The 15,772-nt window shown below is 44.9% G+C and carries 13 protein-coding genes; 7 read left to right on the forward strand and 6 right to left on the reverse strand.

The features are described 5' to 3' along the window. Positions 1-16: 16 nt before the first annotated feature. From UB32_RS03915 to UB32_RS03930, 4 genes are all read right to left on the reverse strand, one after another. Positions 17-370 (reverse strand): YisL family protein, encoded by a 354-nt coding sequence (locus UB32_RS03915; RefSeq protein WP_044391365.1) that lies wholly within the window; start codon positions 368-370, stop codon positions 17-19. A 79-nt stretch (positions 371-449) separates the two neighbouring features. Further along, positions 450-1,355, reverse strand: a complete 906-nt coding sequence (locus UB32_RS03920) for a fumarylacetoacetate hydrolase family protein (RefSeq protein ID WP_044391367.1) — start codon at positions 1,353-1,355, stop codon at positions 450-452. 42 nt (positions 1,356-1,397) lie between these two features. After that, positions 1,398-2,582 (reverse strand): DUF418 domain-containing protein, encoded by a 1,185-nt coding sequence (locus UB32_RS03925; RefSeq protein WP_128721487.1) that lies wholly within the window; start codon positions 2,580-2,582, stop codon positions 1,398-1,400. 181 nt (positions 2,583-2,763) lie between these two features. Continuing rightward, entirely contained in the window at positions 2,764-4,341 is a 1,578-nt protein-coding gene (locus tag UB32_RS03930; RefSeq protein ID WP_044391370.1) for a long-chain-fatty-acid--CoA ligase, read from the reverse strand. A 206-nt stretch (positions 4,342-4,547) separates the two neighbouring features. On the opposite strand from UB32_RS03930, the gene UB32_RS03935 reads away from it, so the two are divergent. The 6 genes from UB32_RS03935 (at position 4,548) to UB32_RS03960 (ending at position 6,601) form a co-directional block, all read left to right on the forward strand. Then, complete coding sequence (locus UB32_RS03935; protein ID WP_044391372.1) at positions 4,548-4,769, forward strand: spore germination protein; 222 nt, start codon at positions 4,548-4,550, stop codon at positions 4,767-4,769. A 14-nt stretch (positions 4,770-4,783) separates the two neighbouring features. Further along, a complete protein-coding gene (locus tag UB32_RS03940) occupies positions 4,784-5,050 on the forward strand; it encodes a spore germination protein GerPB (protein WP_044391374.1) in 267 nt (88 codons plus the stop codon). A gap of 30 nt (positions 5,051-5,080) precedes the next feature. Beyond that, the gene (gene gerPC / locus UB32_RS03945) at positions 5,081-5,698 is read left to right on the forward strand and encodes a spore germination protein GerPC (protein ID WP_044391376.1); all 618 of its coding nucleotides are present in this window, start codon (positions 5,081-5,083) and stop codon (positions 5,696-5,698) included. Beyond that, a complete protein-coding gene (locus UB32_RS03950; protein ID WP_044391378.1) occupies positions 5,695-5,874 on the forward strand; it encodes a spore gernimation protein GerPD in 180 nt (59 codons plus the stop codon). The genes gerPC and UB32_RS03950 overlap by 4 nt, the downstream gene beginning before the upstream one ends. 8 nt (positions 5,875-5,882) lie before the next feature. Beyond that, entirely contained in the window at positions 5,883-6,263 is a 381-nt protein-coding gene (locus UB32_RS03955; protein WP_044391395.1) for a spore germination protein GerPE, read from the forward strand. Positions 6,264-6,382: 119 nt separating this feature from the next. Next, positions 6,383-6,601, forward strand: coding sequence for a spore germination protein (locus tag UB32_RS03960; protein ID WP_044391380.1), 219 nt, complete (start codon positions 6,383-6,385; stop codon positions 6,599-6,601). Between the two features lie 267 nt (positions 6,602-6,868). Here UB32_RS03960 and addA read toward each other — a convergent pair whose 3' ends face one another. Both addA and addB read right to left on the reverse strand, forming a co-directional pair. After that, positions 6,869-10,663, reverse strand: coding sequence for a helicase-exonuclease AddAB subunit AddA (addA, locus tag UB32_RS03965; RefSeq protein ID WP_044391382.1), 3,795 nt, complete (start codon positions 10,661-10,663; stop codon positions 6,869-6,871). Further along, positions 10,656-14,213 (reverse strand): helicase-exonuclease AddAB subunit AddB, encoded by a 3,558-nt coding sequence (gene addB / locus UB32_RS03970; protein ID WP_044391384.1) that lies wholly within the window; start codon positions 14,211-14,213, stop codon positions 10,656-10,658. The genes addA and addB overlap by 8 nt, the downstream gene beginning before the upstream one ends. Before the next feature lie 215 nt (positions 14,214-14,428). Here addB and UB32_RS03975 point away from each other — a divergent pair, with 215 nt between their 5' ends. Next, positions 14,429-15,565: an MFS transporter gene (locus UB32_RS03975; RefSeq protein ID WP_044391386.1), complete on the forward strand. Its 1,137-nt coding sequence runs from the start codon at positions 14,429-14,431 to the stop codon at positions 15,563-15,565. Positions 15,566-15,772: the final 207 nt, after the last annotated feature.

Consider the following 15,772-nt stretch of genomic DNA (forward strand, 5'->3'; position numbering starts at 1 on the left):
TTTCGACAACTTCGATTTAGAACAAATCAGTGCCAAGTGGAAGGGAAAAGCCTAAATATAGTACAAGCAGAAGAGCCACGGTGAATTGGATCCACAAAACAGATGCCTTTTCGTTCTTTTTTGTACGGATCACGATCATTTCAAACATAGAGATGACCCACAGGCCAACCGCCGCTTTCAGCACGTACATAATGTCGATTGTAATGCTGAAAAGAAGCCAAAAGCCAGTCAATAGAATCAGCACGTAAAATAATCTTAGGACCATATGGGCAATTTTCGCACCCTTTTCGTTACCGCCTTTATGTAGTCCCAATGCCACGAAGAATAAAACCAAAGCCAAAACCCAGGCTGTTATATGGGCATGTATCATGTACCGTCCTCCTAATTGTAAAGTCTAAAATATCATACCATAACAGTATGGATAATCCTATCAATTAGCGGCGGTGTATTCATTCGACTTTATTTCTTAACGTCCCAATTCCTTTGATCGAAATTTCAATGAGATCTCCAGATTTTAAGAACCTTGGCGGCTTAAACCCTTTTCCCACTCCAGCCGGTGTTCCAGTCGCAATGATGTCACCTGGCTCCAGTGTCATTCCTTGTGAAAGGACGGCAATCACTTCTTCAATCGGAAAAATAAATTTTTCCGTATTGGAATCTTGCCTTAATTCGCCGTTTACAGTTGTTTTTATATCCAGTGCATTCGGATTCGCGATTGCTGACTTATGGACAATCCATGGTCCCATCGGGCACGCAGTATCAAGGCTTTTGCCGATGAAAAATTGCTTGTGCTTTTCCTGGAGGTCCCGGGCGGTAACATCATTGATAATCGTGTAGCCAAACACGTAATCCAAGGCTTCTTCCTTCGTGATCGCTTTCCCTTCTTTGCCAATGACAACAGCTAGTTCCCCTTCATAGTCCAATTGCTCTGTCAGTTCCCTTTGGGCTAAGATATTTTGTTCATGAGCGGTTACAGTCGTAGGGGCTTTCGTAAACACCATCACATGCTCGGGAATATCTTCCTTGCTGCCCAATTCAATCGCATGCTCGGCGTAATTTTTCCCGACACAAAAAATATTTTTAGCCGGTCGCGGGATTGGCGCCAGTAATTCAACAGTTGAAAGCGGAAGGAAAAAGTCGCTTTCCAGTTTGTTATCCTTCACCCACTGGACCGTCTTTTCCGCTTCCTGATAAAATTGGTCACCTAACGAAATGGCTTGAACCATGTCAGCTGGAATGTAAGCATTGCCACTCATCTTTTCATGAACTTCCCGCAGTGGCAGAACATGGCTTCCTTTATCATTTACGATTCCGATCCATTGGCCATTTTCGTTTTTTATCGTAGCGAATTTCATTTAAATTTCCCCCTCTGTGTAATTTCTCGTCTCCTTGCCTAATCATATTCCTGGCGGTTTTTTGAATTTCTGAATATGTAAATAACTACCGCTTCGCCACAGCCATTCGACCGGGCCAAAATAAAATCTTTTGAGCCACCAGCTGCTGAAAGCTAATTGACTTGCATAAATCGAAAGAGCGAGCATAGTTCCAGCGAATATGGAAACATCTCCATAGTAACCGAGTCCGTAACTGTAAAAAACCATCGTCGAAAAGATGGACTGGAATAAGTAGTTGCTGATGGATAGCCTGCCTGCAGCTTCGAGCGGATATAAGACTCTGTCCATTTTCCTGGATTCGGAAAGAAGGGCAATTATCAATGCATAAGCCATTGCCAGCATCGCTCCGCCAAAAATATCCTGAGCATAATCGGTCCAATACGTTCTGCCATAAAGGTAGGGAACGAACTTGATCAGCAGACCGATGGCGGCAAGTCCTGCTGCAAATGCGCCAATCTTTTTCTTATTCCTGTGCACTTGTTCGAAAAGCCTCATCTTGGCCGCGCCGGCTCCAATCAGGAACAAAGGCAAAATGGTGATCAAATAAAAGAACAAACCGGTGAGATTATTATTTTTATACCACTCTGTCATTCTTTGCTCTGTCACTTCGGCAAAGCTGCCAGTTTGATAGACAGTCATTGCCTGTTTTGCAGCCTGTGCATCATACATCGAAAACGCGGCGCCTCCTTCCACTGCCGAGGCTGCACCAAGCATCCACACGAGAAAGACATTTGGAACAATATAGATAACCAAACCTGCAATCATCAATCTTTTTGCGCTCCATCCCAAAAAGAAAAGAAAGACAAACCCGCAGACTGCATAGGTTATCAGGATATCCCCTTCCCAGATCAAAAAAGCATGAAGGCATCCAATCAGCAGTAGCAGCGAAAGCCTTCTCACGACAAATGGAGTGAACTTCAGACCTTTATCAAGGATCCGCTCTCTTAAGATTACCAGCCCATACCCGAACAACATGGCAAACAACGGATAAAAGCTGGCCTGGATCCACACATCGATGAATCTGTAAGTAAATACATTGATATTTCCATTCCACCAGGTTTCAGGATCGATAGAAAAATACGGTGAGTGGAATGAAATCATGTTGACGAGCAAAATCCCCAACAATGAAAATCCCCGCATTCTGTCGATCGAAACAATCCTGCCCGATGCCTCTCCGTTGCTCTCCATTTTCCTCCTCATTTCATCCAATGTTTAACATATAATCTATGTATAACACACTATCGGCAAATATGGCAAAAGGAACGAAAGGATCCAACGCAGAAACTACTGATGCTGGTATTCTTTCGTTCACACTGCTATGCTTTGATAAGGAATCCTTGTAGATGATAACGAAGTTTTTGTGGCATTTTTACTCTTTTAAGCTTGTTTCCAAGTACTCCTTTCTCAATTGGACCTTTTGGATTTTACCGGATGCAGTTTTCGGCAGTTCTTCCACAAAAGTTACCCCAGTTATGGCTTTGAAATGGGCCAGTTTGTCCCTGGAAAATGCAATAAGATCCTTTTCCGTAATCTGTTCGTTTTCGCGTAAAACGATATATGCGTGCGGGGTCTCTCCCCATTTTTCATGTGGGACGGCAATAACGGCAGCTTCTAGGACAGCCGGATGGTCGTACAATGCTCCCTCCACTTCGATGGATGAAATATTTTCGCCTCCACTAATAATGACGTCTTTTTTACGGTCAACAATATCGATATTCCCGTATTCGTCTACTGTCGCCATATCGCCTGTGTGAAGCCAGCCATTGCGAATCGTTTCCATGGTAGCCTCTTCATTTTTCCAGTAGCCTTTCATTACGCCATTGCTTCGGGTTGTTATTTCGCCAATTTCCTTGCCGTTATGGGCAACCTCTTCGCCAAAATCGTTGACAACCATTACCTGGCAGCCAATCATCGAGATCCCTGCCTTCGCTTTCATTCGGTACTGTTCATTCAAAGGCAGCTCCTTCAAATGCGATCTGATTGTAGAAATTGTACTTAAAGGGGAAGTTTCTGTCATACCGTATACCTGGATGAATTCCCAGCCAAGTTCTTTTTCGACACGGGTAACGAATGCCGGCGGCGGAGCGGAACCAGCGATGACTACACGCACCTGCTGTTCAATGGTTGGAACATTTTTTTCATAATACTGGAGCAAGGCATTCAAAACTGTCGGTGCCATATGCATCACGCTGACTCTATGCTTTTCTAATGCGCTGAAGATCGCCTCGGGAGTCGTCTTTCGGAAGCATACCTGCGATGATCCATTTGCTGTGTAATAAAATGGTGAACCCCATCCATTTACATGAAACATTGGCAGGACATGCATCAGCACGTCTTCATCGCTGACCCGCAAATGATGCATGGAGCTCATAGCATGTAGATAATTATTCCTGTGCGTCAGCATGACACCCTTTGGATTACCCGTTGTCCCGCTTGTATAAAGGAGACTGCAAACATCATTTTCGTCAAGCTCTTCGCGTTTAAACGGTTCAGAAGAATGCTGTAAAAGCCAATCATCGTACCCGGTTTCCACCGTGCTCTCTTCCTTGTAATGGACAATGATTTCCTTCACTGTTTCCAGCTGATTCTTGATCGGCTGGATTAGATGGTATAAGTCTTGATCAACAAATAACACTTTGGATTCACTGTGATTAAGGATGAATAGATAATCTTCCGGTTTAAGGCGGATGTTCAGAGGAACCATCACACCTCCGACCTGGAAAACACCATAGAAACCTTCAAGCATTTCAAGCGAATTTGGAGCAAGGTAGGCAATGCGGTCCCCTTTGACAGCTCCAAGCTTCCTCAGTCCATCAGAAAGCCGATTTACTCGTTCATTAAGATCAGAATAGGTAAGCGCCCTGTCCTCGGAAAAAATAGCCTTTTTGTCTCCATAAAGGGAAACCGCGCGATCTAGAAATTGGTTCAACAGCAATGGAACGTTCATATTTGCCTCCTCAAGGTATGATTAAAAATTCTAAATATATAGATATTTTACCATATTATCCTTCTGTTATATAGCATTCGTACTGTTGCATAACAAAATTTTTAATTGAAAAATGCCACCCTTTTTGAAACTGATAGGCATTTTAATCACATTCTTCCTCTGGGCACATATGATAATAAAGAAATCTAACTAAAGGGTGTTGCTTAATGCCAGCAATTGTAGGAATCGCACAGGTCGTCTCACTCGGAAACAGCGCCGTCTTCCACATTGGCGATGTTTACAGCATTAACCCGATCTCCAATGCAAAAACCTTTTCTGGAGCTGGCTCATTCAATACCGGTGACGGCTTGACTATATACAATAATCAAAGTGCAACGAATACCTATGATCAAGATGGTATCGATCAAGGCAACTATTTTAACGCATAATGCGGGTGATTCGGATGAATTTTTATATACAACAGTCAATCAATATTAACTTTTTAAAAGTAGAAGGCATCACCAACTCTTCTGTTTTGCAAATTGGAAGCACCGGGATGATTAAGTCTATTTCCAATCTTTATAATACCGGCGGTTTTGTAGAGCCTGCTCCAGAAGCGCTGCATCCTTCGCAAATCTACACAGGGATGGAAGAACCAGATGATGATTCACACAACGTACTTGAGACGCCTGCTGTCCCTTTAACTTCAGGTGTATCCCGTTCATGGTAGGAAAATACTGGTCGAATTGAGGTGATTCATTTGAATGCTGAATTTTATGAATATGTTAAAAAGATGCATTTATATGTAGAGCACCAAAACAAAAAAATAGCGAGACTGGAAAAGATGATTTTGGAGCTGAAGCAAGACATTGCCGTATTGAAGGAGCGTCCACCAGTCCAAATTGGAAATATCGAGTACAAATTCGACCAGTTGAAAGTAGAAACGCTAGAAGGAACTTTAAATATTGGCCTCAATCCGACTGATTTAGAAGGAATCGATGATTTTTCGGTTGATCAAAAGGCGGTAAATGTTCCAAATCCCGGAAAACAGCTGTTTAAAAGAACGATCGAAATGGAAACTGCCCTACATCAATATCTCGAAACAGATTTAGAACGTATTTATCGTGAGGCACAAGAGAAACTGGGGATTAGGGTCGACGATTCCTATTTTACTTTTATTAAAGACGATATCAAAAAACAACTATCCGGCAGAGTTTCAGCACATTTAAAAGAGAGATCATCCAATCAAAATTCTCCTGAAATCAGCTCCGAATTATCGGAACAGGTAGTTGAACTTCTTAAGCAGGAAATCCAAAATGGGGTATTCCTGTTTCTGAAAAATCTGCCGGATCATGTAAAGGAAGGGAATTCAGAATGAACTTTCAAGTCTATAACCGGGATATTTGTGTTGGTGACATCAAGATTATCGGTGTTTCAAGCTCCTCTCTGTTACTGGTCGGGGATGCAGACACCATCAATTTGGCTGCGACATTTGATACACCGGCTGAATCCCTCATAGTCGGGCCGTTTGTGCCACTTTCCCCGAAAATTTGATGATGCCGATGAAAAGAATGGCCACCGTCGATCGGATAAAGATTGATTCTGTTATCCTATCATCGGTGTTTCAAATTGGCGATTCCCAGCACATCGAAGGTCGTTCCAATGCTCTTGCAGTTCAGCGAGAGGCAGAAATTTTTTTTGGTACAGAAGGGGAATATTCTTCCTATCCAATTTTTTCAGAACCAATAGCATTTCAACCGGAAATGGAAACAATCATAGGTCACACTCATACGATTCACCCTTTTTTAAAGGTTCGAAATATTGACATCACCGGGGTATCTTCTTCATCGATTGTTCATCTTGGGAATACTTGCAATGTTTTGCTGGAATCAAGAGTAAAGCACATTCGACATCTGTTGCCACGTACGAAAATTCAGCAATGATTGATGTCCAATAAAAATCTGGCCACTTCATATTTACTTTTGGGCGACTATGAAGTTGGTTTATACTCTTGACTGGTTGTCCATATTGCCCATAACAATAGCAGAAAAGGATGTTTTTCATGCCAGCAATCATAGGGCCTGTTCAAATCTTTAGTGTCGGCGGGGGAACGGTGCAGTTTGGCGACACTCTGTTCATCTCTCCTAAAAGCAATACAAAGACAGTCGCTGGGCAGGGTGGATTTAACACTGGCGGTCTCATTGTTACTAATAATGGGCTAAGCGCCAGCAATGTTCTCGATGCCAACCTGATCGATCAGCCGACTGTAGGGAATAATTAACATTGATTGCAGATTCGCGTAAAGTTCTAATAAAAAAGGGTCAACATAAGAAAAACCGGGCAAACTGCGCCCGGTCCTTTTTTGGTTTTGCTGATGAACGGGCTGTTGATTGGAACGGATGACACTATTCTTTATACAAAAGAAAAAAACTGGAACTAGTATCTAAATTGCATCCAAATGCGGAAAGATACCCTTAGGCGAGCATTTTCACCTCTATAAGGGCATTTCCATCTCTATAAGGGCATCTTTCAGGTGGAAAGATCCCCTTCAACCGAGTTGATCCATTTCCAAAAGATGGCCGCCATCGAAAAAATATAAATATTTCTCTTCAACTGGCTTTTTCCATAATTGTTGGATCGCTTTTGCATACAGGCTGATCTGGACCTGATAACGTTCTTTTAAAATCGGTTTTGCCTGTTCGAAACCGCCTTTATAGCGGTCGTTGATGCCATCTGTCTTAAAGTCGAGCAGGACGATTCCCTTTTCGTCCTCGAAAATGCAGTCGATGACCCCCTGAATGAAAATTGGCTCATTTTCACTCTGCCAATCAGGGTAAACCTCTTTTGCCGGCAAGGAGAGATAAAAGGGAACCTCACGGCGGACATTGTTTGCTTCGAGAAGCCGCTGGCCGATTTCGGTATCGAAAAAGGCAAGAATCCATTTTTGATCAACTGCTTCCTTCTGCTCAGGGAACAGCAGCTCCTTCTCAACCATTTGTGCAAGCTGTAAAACAAGGCTTGCATCTGTAACCGGCCTGGAAAGATCAAGATGCTGCATGACCATATGCATCGCGGTTCCCCGCTCTGCTGGGGTAACCATTTTTTCCCGCATGAACCTTGGCCTGTTAAGGTTTTGCTTCGTAAACTGGTGGACGATTTGTGTTCCGCTCTCCTCATCTCTTGTGTCAAGATTACGCTTCAGTTCGGTTACAGATTGTTTCGAACGGAAATTGGCAGCTTCCTTATAAGGGTATTTCCATGAAAGCTGTGCATGGACCTTATCAGCCAATTTCGATCCCGTATTTACAGCTTGGCCAGCTGCTACAAGGTCCATCAGGCCATCGCGCTCTTTGTCTTTCTCATCCGCATATGAAACGATTTCCTCTGCGTTAACCGTTGCTATTTTCCAGCGGGATGGATGGCAGCGAATCTCTTCGTCTAGTTGAGGATGAAGGATTGCCTGGCTGCCCTTGATTGACTCACAATCTTTATGCCGGATGATAGCTGGCCCTATCCAGTCGATATAGCCTGATGCAGATGCCCTCACATAGTCGTCAAGGAGCCAGTCCGATTGGCTTGCCTCGTCCTGCCACTTGCCGATCGTCTTGACTGCATCGTTCACAGAACCGATCAGGTAAAGCTTTTCTTTTGCACGAGTCAAGGCTACATAGAGGACGCGCATCTCTTCGGCAAGCATTTCCATCTTATGCTTTCGCTTAAATGCCAGCTGCGGGAGAGATGGAAAGGAGATTCGCTTCTCTGGATTGATGTACTTTGCTGCGAAGCCAAATTCCTTATCGAGCATGTAGAATTTTTTCAAGTCCATCGTATTGAACTTACGGGCAAGCCCTGCGACGAAAACGACTGGAAATTCCAGCCCCTTGCTGCTATGGATTGTCATGATTCTAACAACGTCCTCTTGTTCTCCCAGTGCCCTTGCAGCACCAAGATCATCGCCGCGCTCTCTCATCCGTTCAATAAAGCGCAAGAATCGGAACAAGCCGCGGAAGCTGGTTGCTTCATATTGTCTGGCGCGATCATAAAGTGCTCTAAGATTAGCCTGCCGTTGTTTTCCGCCTGGCATTCCGCCAGCAAAATCAAAGAACCTTGTCTCCCTGTAGAGCTGCCAGATCAAATCCGACACGGAACCTTGTCTTGCGGCCGTTCTCCATTTTTTCAAAGCTTCAAAGAAACGACTGGTTTTTTCATGGAGGGCTTCCTTTTCCAATGTTGGCCTGTTTAGGCAAAATGCCGTCAATGCCTCATAGAACGAGCCTCTTTTCTGGCTGATTCGAATGATGGCCAGTTCCTCTTCGTCCAAGCCGACAATCGGAGACCTCAGTACCGCAGCAAGCGGGATATCCTGATAAGGATTGTCGATTACTTTCAGCAAAGAAAGCATGACTGCTACCTCTGTCGCCTGAAAATAACCGGTAGACAGATTCGCGTAAATCGGGATCCCCTGCCGCTTGAACTCTTCCATGATTTGAGGGGCCCAAGTCATGGAGCGAAGAAGGATGACAATATCGCGATAATGAATAGGCTTGGATGTTTTCATTTTTGGATTGTACACGCCTCTTCGTTCTTCTACCATATCCTTAATATGCTTCGCCATCAGCCTTGCTTCAAGCTGCGACTGTTCCAAATCTTCAGCGTCGAATTCAGCCTCAGCAGCCTCATTCTCTGCTGAGGAATCAGAGTCTGACGAGGTACCTTCTCCCCTATCAATCAACAGCAGTTCGACCGGGAAGGAATCATCGTCTGGATAAAGAGCCCCTTTCTTCAACTCAGCATTATCATCGTAATGAATTTCGCCGACTGTTGCGCCCATGATTTGTTTGAATAAATAATTCGTTCCATCCAGTACTTCGCTTCGGCTCCTGAAATTCTTGGCAAGATCAATTTTCAAGCCAGTTCCTTCACCATGAGCCGTGAACCTATTGTACTTTCCGAGGAAAAGGGTTGGTTCGGCAAGCCGAAATTTGTAGATAGATTGCTTCATGTCCCCGACCATGAACAGATTCCCGGCTGCTTCGCTTTCCATTGAGACGAGCTGAAGAATCGCTTCCTGGACCATGTTTACATCCTGGTATTCATCCACCAGCACTTCCTTGAATTTATTGCGGTAGGCCAGTGCAGCTTCGGAAGGCACTCCAGGCGATACATTTTCCTCCTCAGTTTTTGCAGTTAGTATCTCAAGTGTGTAATGCTCCAGATCTGAAAAATCTACGATGCCACGCTCCTGCTTTACTTCTGCAAACCGGCGGGAAAATTCTTTCACTAAGCCGATTAGCACAGCGATCAGCGGTCTCATTTCCTGCATATCCTTCAGGAAGCTTTCTGGCTTCCTGGAAAACAGTTCGTTTCGCAAATCTTGGACTATCTTCTTTGCCCGGTCCCGAAGCTTGGCCGCTTTATCGACGAGATCTTTGTTGTATTCATCGCCGCGACATATCTTTGCCCTGCCAAAATCAGCAAGCTGAATCGCTTCATGCAGTTCTCCCCACGATTGTTCACTAGCAGCAAGCAAGGTATCCATCACATGAAGATCTTCAGTGAAATTCACAGCCCTTGGTGCAGGTCCGCCCGGCATTTTAGAGAGCTCGAGCGCTTTTTCAAGCAGCTGTTTCGCTCCATAGAGCTGAAGTTCAATATCCGCGGTGAGCACGTTCATGAATGGCAAGTCCTCGATCGCCGAGCACCCTGCTGCATCGTACATAGTGACAATGGAATCGAGGTAGGCATCAGGGGAAGGATTTGATCTCGCAAAATCAAACAAGTCAGCGATGATCTCCTTCAACCCTTCATCGCTGCGGTCATTCGTGAATGCATCCACGAGATGGAAAAATGGCTGATTATCTGCTTTTCCGTATTCTTCTTCAAAAAGTTCTTCGATCACTTCATCGCGCAAGAGCTGGCCCTCAGTTGCATCCGCGATCCTGAATCCAGGGTCGATATCGATCAAATAATAATATTTTCTGATGACTTCTAGGCAAAAGGAATGGAGCGTTGAAATCGACGCTCGATTTAATAGACTCAGCTGCTTTATCAAGTGTGCTGAATCAGCATGATTGCCGATTGCTTTTTCGAGTGCTTCCCCAATTCTGTGGCGCATTTCAGCGGCAGAAGCATTGGTGAACGTAACGACCAACAGTTCATCGACGTTGATCAGATTGTTCTCCGAAGTGATTTTTTTGATAATCCGCTCGACAAGGACAGCCGTTTTACCGGATCCGGCAGCAGCGGCGACAAGAATATCCTTTCCCTCGGACATGATTGCCTTCCATTGATCTTCCGTCCAAGTCTCGCCAGCGGGTATTGGCGGTATAATCGTTTTAGCCAAGGTCCTCTTCCTCCTCTCCAATTGATGACCTTTCTTCTAGTCTAGCAGAACCGAATGTCAGTAAATCTTCCCCCTTCAGGCTTTCATCCTGCTTCAACGACTGCAGCAGGTCTTCCTTTTTAATGACTGGAAGCTTCCTGAAGTCATTTGATTCAATTGCCTGGTCAAACTGACATACCGGCTTGAACGAGCAAAATGTACATGGCGCCCGATTCTTGAGTTTGTATGGAGCAACATCAACGACTCCACTGACAATGCTATTTCCGGTCTCCACATACTTATGGCGCACAAATTTACGTAAGTAGTCAAAATCCTCACGACTTGCAACTTTGGAGCTTTTCAGCAGACTTCCATCCTTTTTGAAACCTGCCGAGATAATCTGTGAATTTCCCGTATCGAGCCCCTTGTCCATCATTCGGATGACATGTTCCTCGTTTAGCAACAATCCATTCATTTTAAAGCGTTTGAGAATTTCCTCTTCGATTTCCTCGAGCGTCAGCATTTTGGAAGTAGTAACAATTGGGTTGTGCACATGAAAATACAGTACCCCTGCTGGATCTGCCTGCCTACCGACAAGTAACGGTGAATGGGTGATGATGATATCGAGATAGGTGAGCATCTGAAGAGCTACACCATAATAAACTTCTGTCAAATTAACATCCTTCACGCTCGATTTGTAATCGATCACCCTCAAGTACACTCCCTGATCATCCTCTGCTTTATCAACCCGGTCGATCCGTCCCATCAGCTCCATCCTTACGCCATTTTTAAGCGAGAATCCCAATGGCGGCAGTTTCCCCTGGCGTCCAAAGCCGAGCTCCAGACCGACTGGCGAGAACCCGCTGACTTTTGCATGTTCACTCAACACTAGCGAGGCGCGGCTGATAATGTGCTGAAGCTTTTGCCTGATATAATGATGCCTGTTCGAGCTCAGCAGGATTTCATTCTGAAGTTTCGGAGCAAGTTTTTGCACAGCATCTCTTGCCAATTCTTCAGCCTGCGCCCTTGTCAGCTGGGCCCAGCTCAAGTTCTGCTCCATCACTGTTTCTGCAATTTCCTTCAGTGCTGCGTGGAAAAGATCACCGATATCAGGAGCTTCCAGCCTGAATATTTGGCGGTCCCGCAGCTTCAGCCCATGCTGGACATAATGTGAGAATGGGCAGCTATTGAATAGTTCCATCCTCGAGACACTCGCCTGAATTTCATCGCCATATAAATCCTTCGTGACAGATTCCGGCAGCCTTTTTGTCCTATTTTCATAAAACAGGCTGGAAAGAACATTCCTGGCCGTATCTGCCCATCGGTGATTCTTCAAATAATAATCGTACACATCCCACCAGAAATCATAGACAGGATAATTGCGCTTCTTCAATTGAAGCTGGGAAGTCAAATAGGACAATGCAATATTTTCACTAGCTGCATATTCAAGCTGCTCTGGTTCCGGTAATTCTGACGGATCTGACAGGAAGTAATGAGCCTGGTGACCTGGAAACAAATCCGAAATCCGCTTAATAAAGGACGAAGGCATCAGAGCTTTTCCCTCTTCATTGGCAATCGGATAACTGATGTAAAGCTGCTCAGAAGGCGTCACGAAAGCTTTATAGGCCGTAAAATTCTCATCCAGCAGCTTTGTACGACTGCTCGGAGCAAGCTTTAGGCCTCTTGATTGCAAAAGCTCACGGTCATCATCTGCAAAGATCCCTTCCTCGGTTATCTTCGCAGGAAGAATCCCTTCGTTCACGCCAATGACAAAAGCAATCTTCACATCAGCAAGCCTTGTTTTTTCTATGTCGGCAACTAGTACCTGGTCGATAGCCGGAGGAATCAAGGAAAATTTGAGTGACTCAAAACCAGCATCAAGGATCGACACGAATTGCTTCGATGCCACCTTGCTGTCACCAAGTATTTCGACGAACTGATCAAGGAGATTGACCATGGCATTCCAAGCTTGCTCATGTTCCCTTGCCGCTATCAGCCTTCCTTCTTGCTCGGCTGCTATTCTCCATGACTCGAGTTTCGCAGGAATATCTAGTTCTTCGAGGAACAGATAGATCGCTTCAGCAAGCTTTCTACCCGTGTCTGCCCGCTTCAAGCGGCGTGCCATCCGCATAAGCGGAGCAGTAATTACCTGCTTCAGCTGATTCAGTTCCTGTTCAGACTTCTTCTCAGCATCCGTCTGAACAACACCGTCATACTCGAGTCCGCGAATTCGCCGATAACTCCAGCGATCTTTTTTCAACCATTTATCCCCTTGGATTCCATATGCAAGCACATAATTCTCCAGAACATCCATCTGTTCCCGCATTCTATTCAGATCTACCCCCACCGGGAACAGCAAATCTGTCTTTACCGCGCGGAAAATTGGCTCGTAGCGCCAGTTCCCTAGAACCGTCTCCAGGCTTGAACGGACAAGCTCGATCAACGGATGGTGAAGCATATTCCGTTTCTGATCTATAAAAAATGGCAGTCGATAATCTTTAAAAATAGTTTCCAGTACTTCGCGGTATTCGCTTCCCCTCATCAGAACAGCAATATCGCGGTAGCGGTATCCATGATCTCTTACCAGGCCGATGATCTTTCTGGCAACTCCTTCAAGCTCGGCACGTCTGTTTGCCGCCTGTGCGATATGAATCGACGCCTCACCTGAATACGGAATAGCAGGCCTTGAGTCAAATTCCCTTTCCAGATACTTCAAAGACTCATCATGCCAGCGTCGCTGTTCAGTCAGCACGATGCTTTCTTCCAGTTCATATCCTTTAGATCGGATCATGTCAAAGAGCGTTTTGCAAGTCTCTCCCGTTAATCTGAATAAATGAAGTTCATCAGGCCATTCATGCTTGTAGTCCCCGTCGACCGGCAGTACGATCGTTACTCTTTTGGAGGAGGCTATCAGCTGGTCGATGATCTTCAATTCCAGGGGTGTGAAGCTGTAAAAACCGTCAATATATACTTCCGCATTTTTCAGGTAGCCAGATGCCGGGATTTTTTCGGCAAGCAGCTTGAAATAATCCTCAGAATCTATATATTTGCCAAATAATTCATCCTCAAACTGACGATAAATGAGCTCCAAGTCGTGGATCTTATCATGCAGTGCCTTATTTCCTTCTGTGCCTTCAGCCATTTTTCCGACCAACTCTTGTGGATTGACTGCATAACGTTTGAACTCGATCAGCATTTGCTCCATCTGCTGGACAAAACCATTTTTCTCTGCAGCCTTCTGAAAAATCTTTAGATCTTCTTTTTTATCTTCAATGATTTTACGGATTACCATACTGATCCCCACGCTGTCCAAATGCTGGCGGGTGTATCCACCTGTTTCCTGAAGCACCCTCCACGCCAGACGAGGAAAGCTAAACACCTGCGCTCTGATCATTCCACCAAGATCAGGATCTGTGGACAATCTGTATTCTGACAGGAAAGACATTTGTTCCGGGACAAGATAGACAACCGGATCCCCCTGCGGGTCCGAAACAAGCCTATCCTTGATTTCCTGCAAGACCCGCTCGGTTTTCCCGCTGCCCGAACGCCCTAGTACTAAACGTACTGACATTTTATCTCCCCTTTCTTCTAGTAAAATACAAGAAAAAGACGCTTCTCACCCATGCGCCTTTTACTGGCCAAACAATTGTTCTGTATGGTTATCATTATACCTGTTTTACAGTCTGATTTGGAAGCAAAGAGCCCGTTAATTTTTCCCATCGTTCATGTGGAACAACCATCAATCGACTGGGTGTCTGCATATATTGCAGATGGCAGGTGATAAAGATGAAATCGTTAAGCTTTTTTCAAAAAACTTCCCTCCTCCTGACGCTGTGCGCTATCATGGTTGCCAGCAATATCTATACATTGATTCCTATTTATTCTGTACTATCGGAGAACTTGGGGATTGCTGAGTCACATGTTGTCCTTGCCGGTGGATTATTTACCTTTTTTTATGCCTGCGGTTTGCTCTCTTTTGGTCCAGTATCGGATTACATCGGTCGTCGCAAGATTCTCGTTTTCGGCTTGCTGGCATCTGCTGTTGCAACTTGTGCTGTCGGGTTTTCGGCTGGTTCCTTCAGTTTGTGGATTACTCGTGCTTTTCAGGGATTGACACTTGCTACTTTTGCTTCGGTTGCATTTGCCTATTCCTATGACCTGTTTCCGGCACGGCAACGAACCCTCCTTGTTGTCTTGATCAACACTGGCTTTTTGGTTGCCGGCATCTTCGGCCAGGTCACAAGCAACTTCCTGACCGAACGTTTTTCCTGGAATGCCGTCTTCTATTTCTTTGCTGTTATTTATTTCATTCTGTTTTCTTTCGCCTTTTTCCTGCTGAAAGAATATACGGTACAGCCATTCGAGCGAAAACCGTTGGGTACCGTATTTTCCCAACTAATAAAAGAGCCTCGATTGATGAAGTGTTACTTGACTACGTTTTCACTCCTGTTTGCAATTATCGCCTTTTATGACGCCATCGGCCGTTTTTTTGCCGGACCTGCATCTGACTTGCTGCTGATCCGCCTGGTAGGATTGATCGGTGCCGTCCTGTCCCTTTTCACCGGCACTTTGATGGACAGATGGGGCGCACTGAGAACGATGAGTTTCGGCCTGGTAATCGGTGCAACTAGTGCGTTCGCCTTGATCTTCCTGCACACAACCACTGCCTTAATAATATTCTCCATCTTTTTTGTTTCATCCATCTCACTAGTCATCCCTACCGTCATTACTCAGATCGGGTTCTACGGCAACAGCCAGCGGTCGAAAGCACTGTCGCTCTATTCATTTATTCTTCTAATCGGTGCAAGTCTCGCTCCCCCAGTCGCCGCTGTTTTATCGTTTCAGGCCATCATGTTTTTATTGGCGGTCTTATTCTTCTTTAATATCTTTTTGTGCATTTCCATAGGGGAAAATTGGAATTAACTCTCCAAGAAATAAGGTCGTAACTGCGGGGTCTCACCTTGATCGCTAATCCCGCAGGAGTCGAGTGCAAAAATAAATCACCATTCCCGAATTTTATATGTCTCGTGATTTTTTTACTAAAATAACTGCCGTAAGGGCATCTTTCGTGCGGAAAGATACCCTTATGCGGGCACTTCCACCTCTAAAAGGGCATCTCTCGTGCGGAAT

It is taken from the genome of Mesobacillus subterraneus (assembly GCF_000934845.1).
GTDB classification, from domain to species: domain Bacteria; phylum Bacillota; class Bacilli; order Bacillales; family Cytobacillaceae; genus Mesobacillus; species Mesobacillus stamsii.

Coding starts and splice junctions, on each gene's coding strand:
- UB32_RS03915 (WP_044391365.1), bottom strand. CDS start 370: ATGATACATGCCCATATAACAGCCTGGGTTTTGGCTTTGGTTTTATTC.
- UB32_RS03920 (WP_044391367.1), bottom strand. CDS start 1,355: ATGAAATTCGCTACGATAAAAAACGAAAATGGCCAATGGATCGGAATC.
- UB32_RS03925 (WP_128721487.1), bottom strand. CDS start 2,582: ATGGAGAGCAACGGAGAGGCATCGGGCAGGATTGTTTCGATCGACAGA.
- UB32_RS03930 (WP_044391370.1), bottom strand. CDS start 4,341: ATGAACGTTCCATTGCTGTTGAACCAATTTCTAGATCGCGCGGTTTCC.
- UB32_RS03935 (WP_044391372.1), top strand. CDS start 4,548: ATGCCAGCAATTGTAGGAATCGCACAGGTCGTCTCACTCGGAAACAGC.
- UB32_RS03940 (WP_044391374.1), top strand. CDS start 4,784: ATGAATTTTTATATACAACAGTCAATCAATATTAACTTTTTAAAAGTA.
- UB32_RS03950 (WP_044391378.1), top strand. CDS start 5,695: ATGAACTTTCAAGTCTATAACCGGGATATTTGTGTTGGTGACATCAAG.
- UB32_RS03955 (WP_044391395.1), top strand. CDS start 5,883: ATGAAAAGAATGGCCACCGTCGATCGGATAAAGATTGATTCTGTTATC.
- UB32_RS03960 (WP_044391380.1), top strand. CDS start 6,383: ATGCCAGCAATCATAGGGCCTGTTCAAATCTTTAGTGTCGGCGGGGGA.
- addB (WP_044391384.1), bottom strand. CDS start 14,213: ATGTCAGTACGTTTAGTACTAGGGCGTTCGGGCAGCGGGAAAACCGAG.
- UB32_RS03975 (WP_044391386.1), top strand. CDS start 14,429: ATGAAATCGTTAAGCTTTTTTCAAAAAACTTCCCTCCTCCTGACGCTG.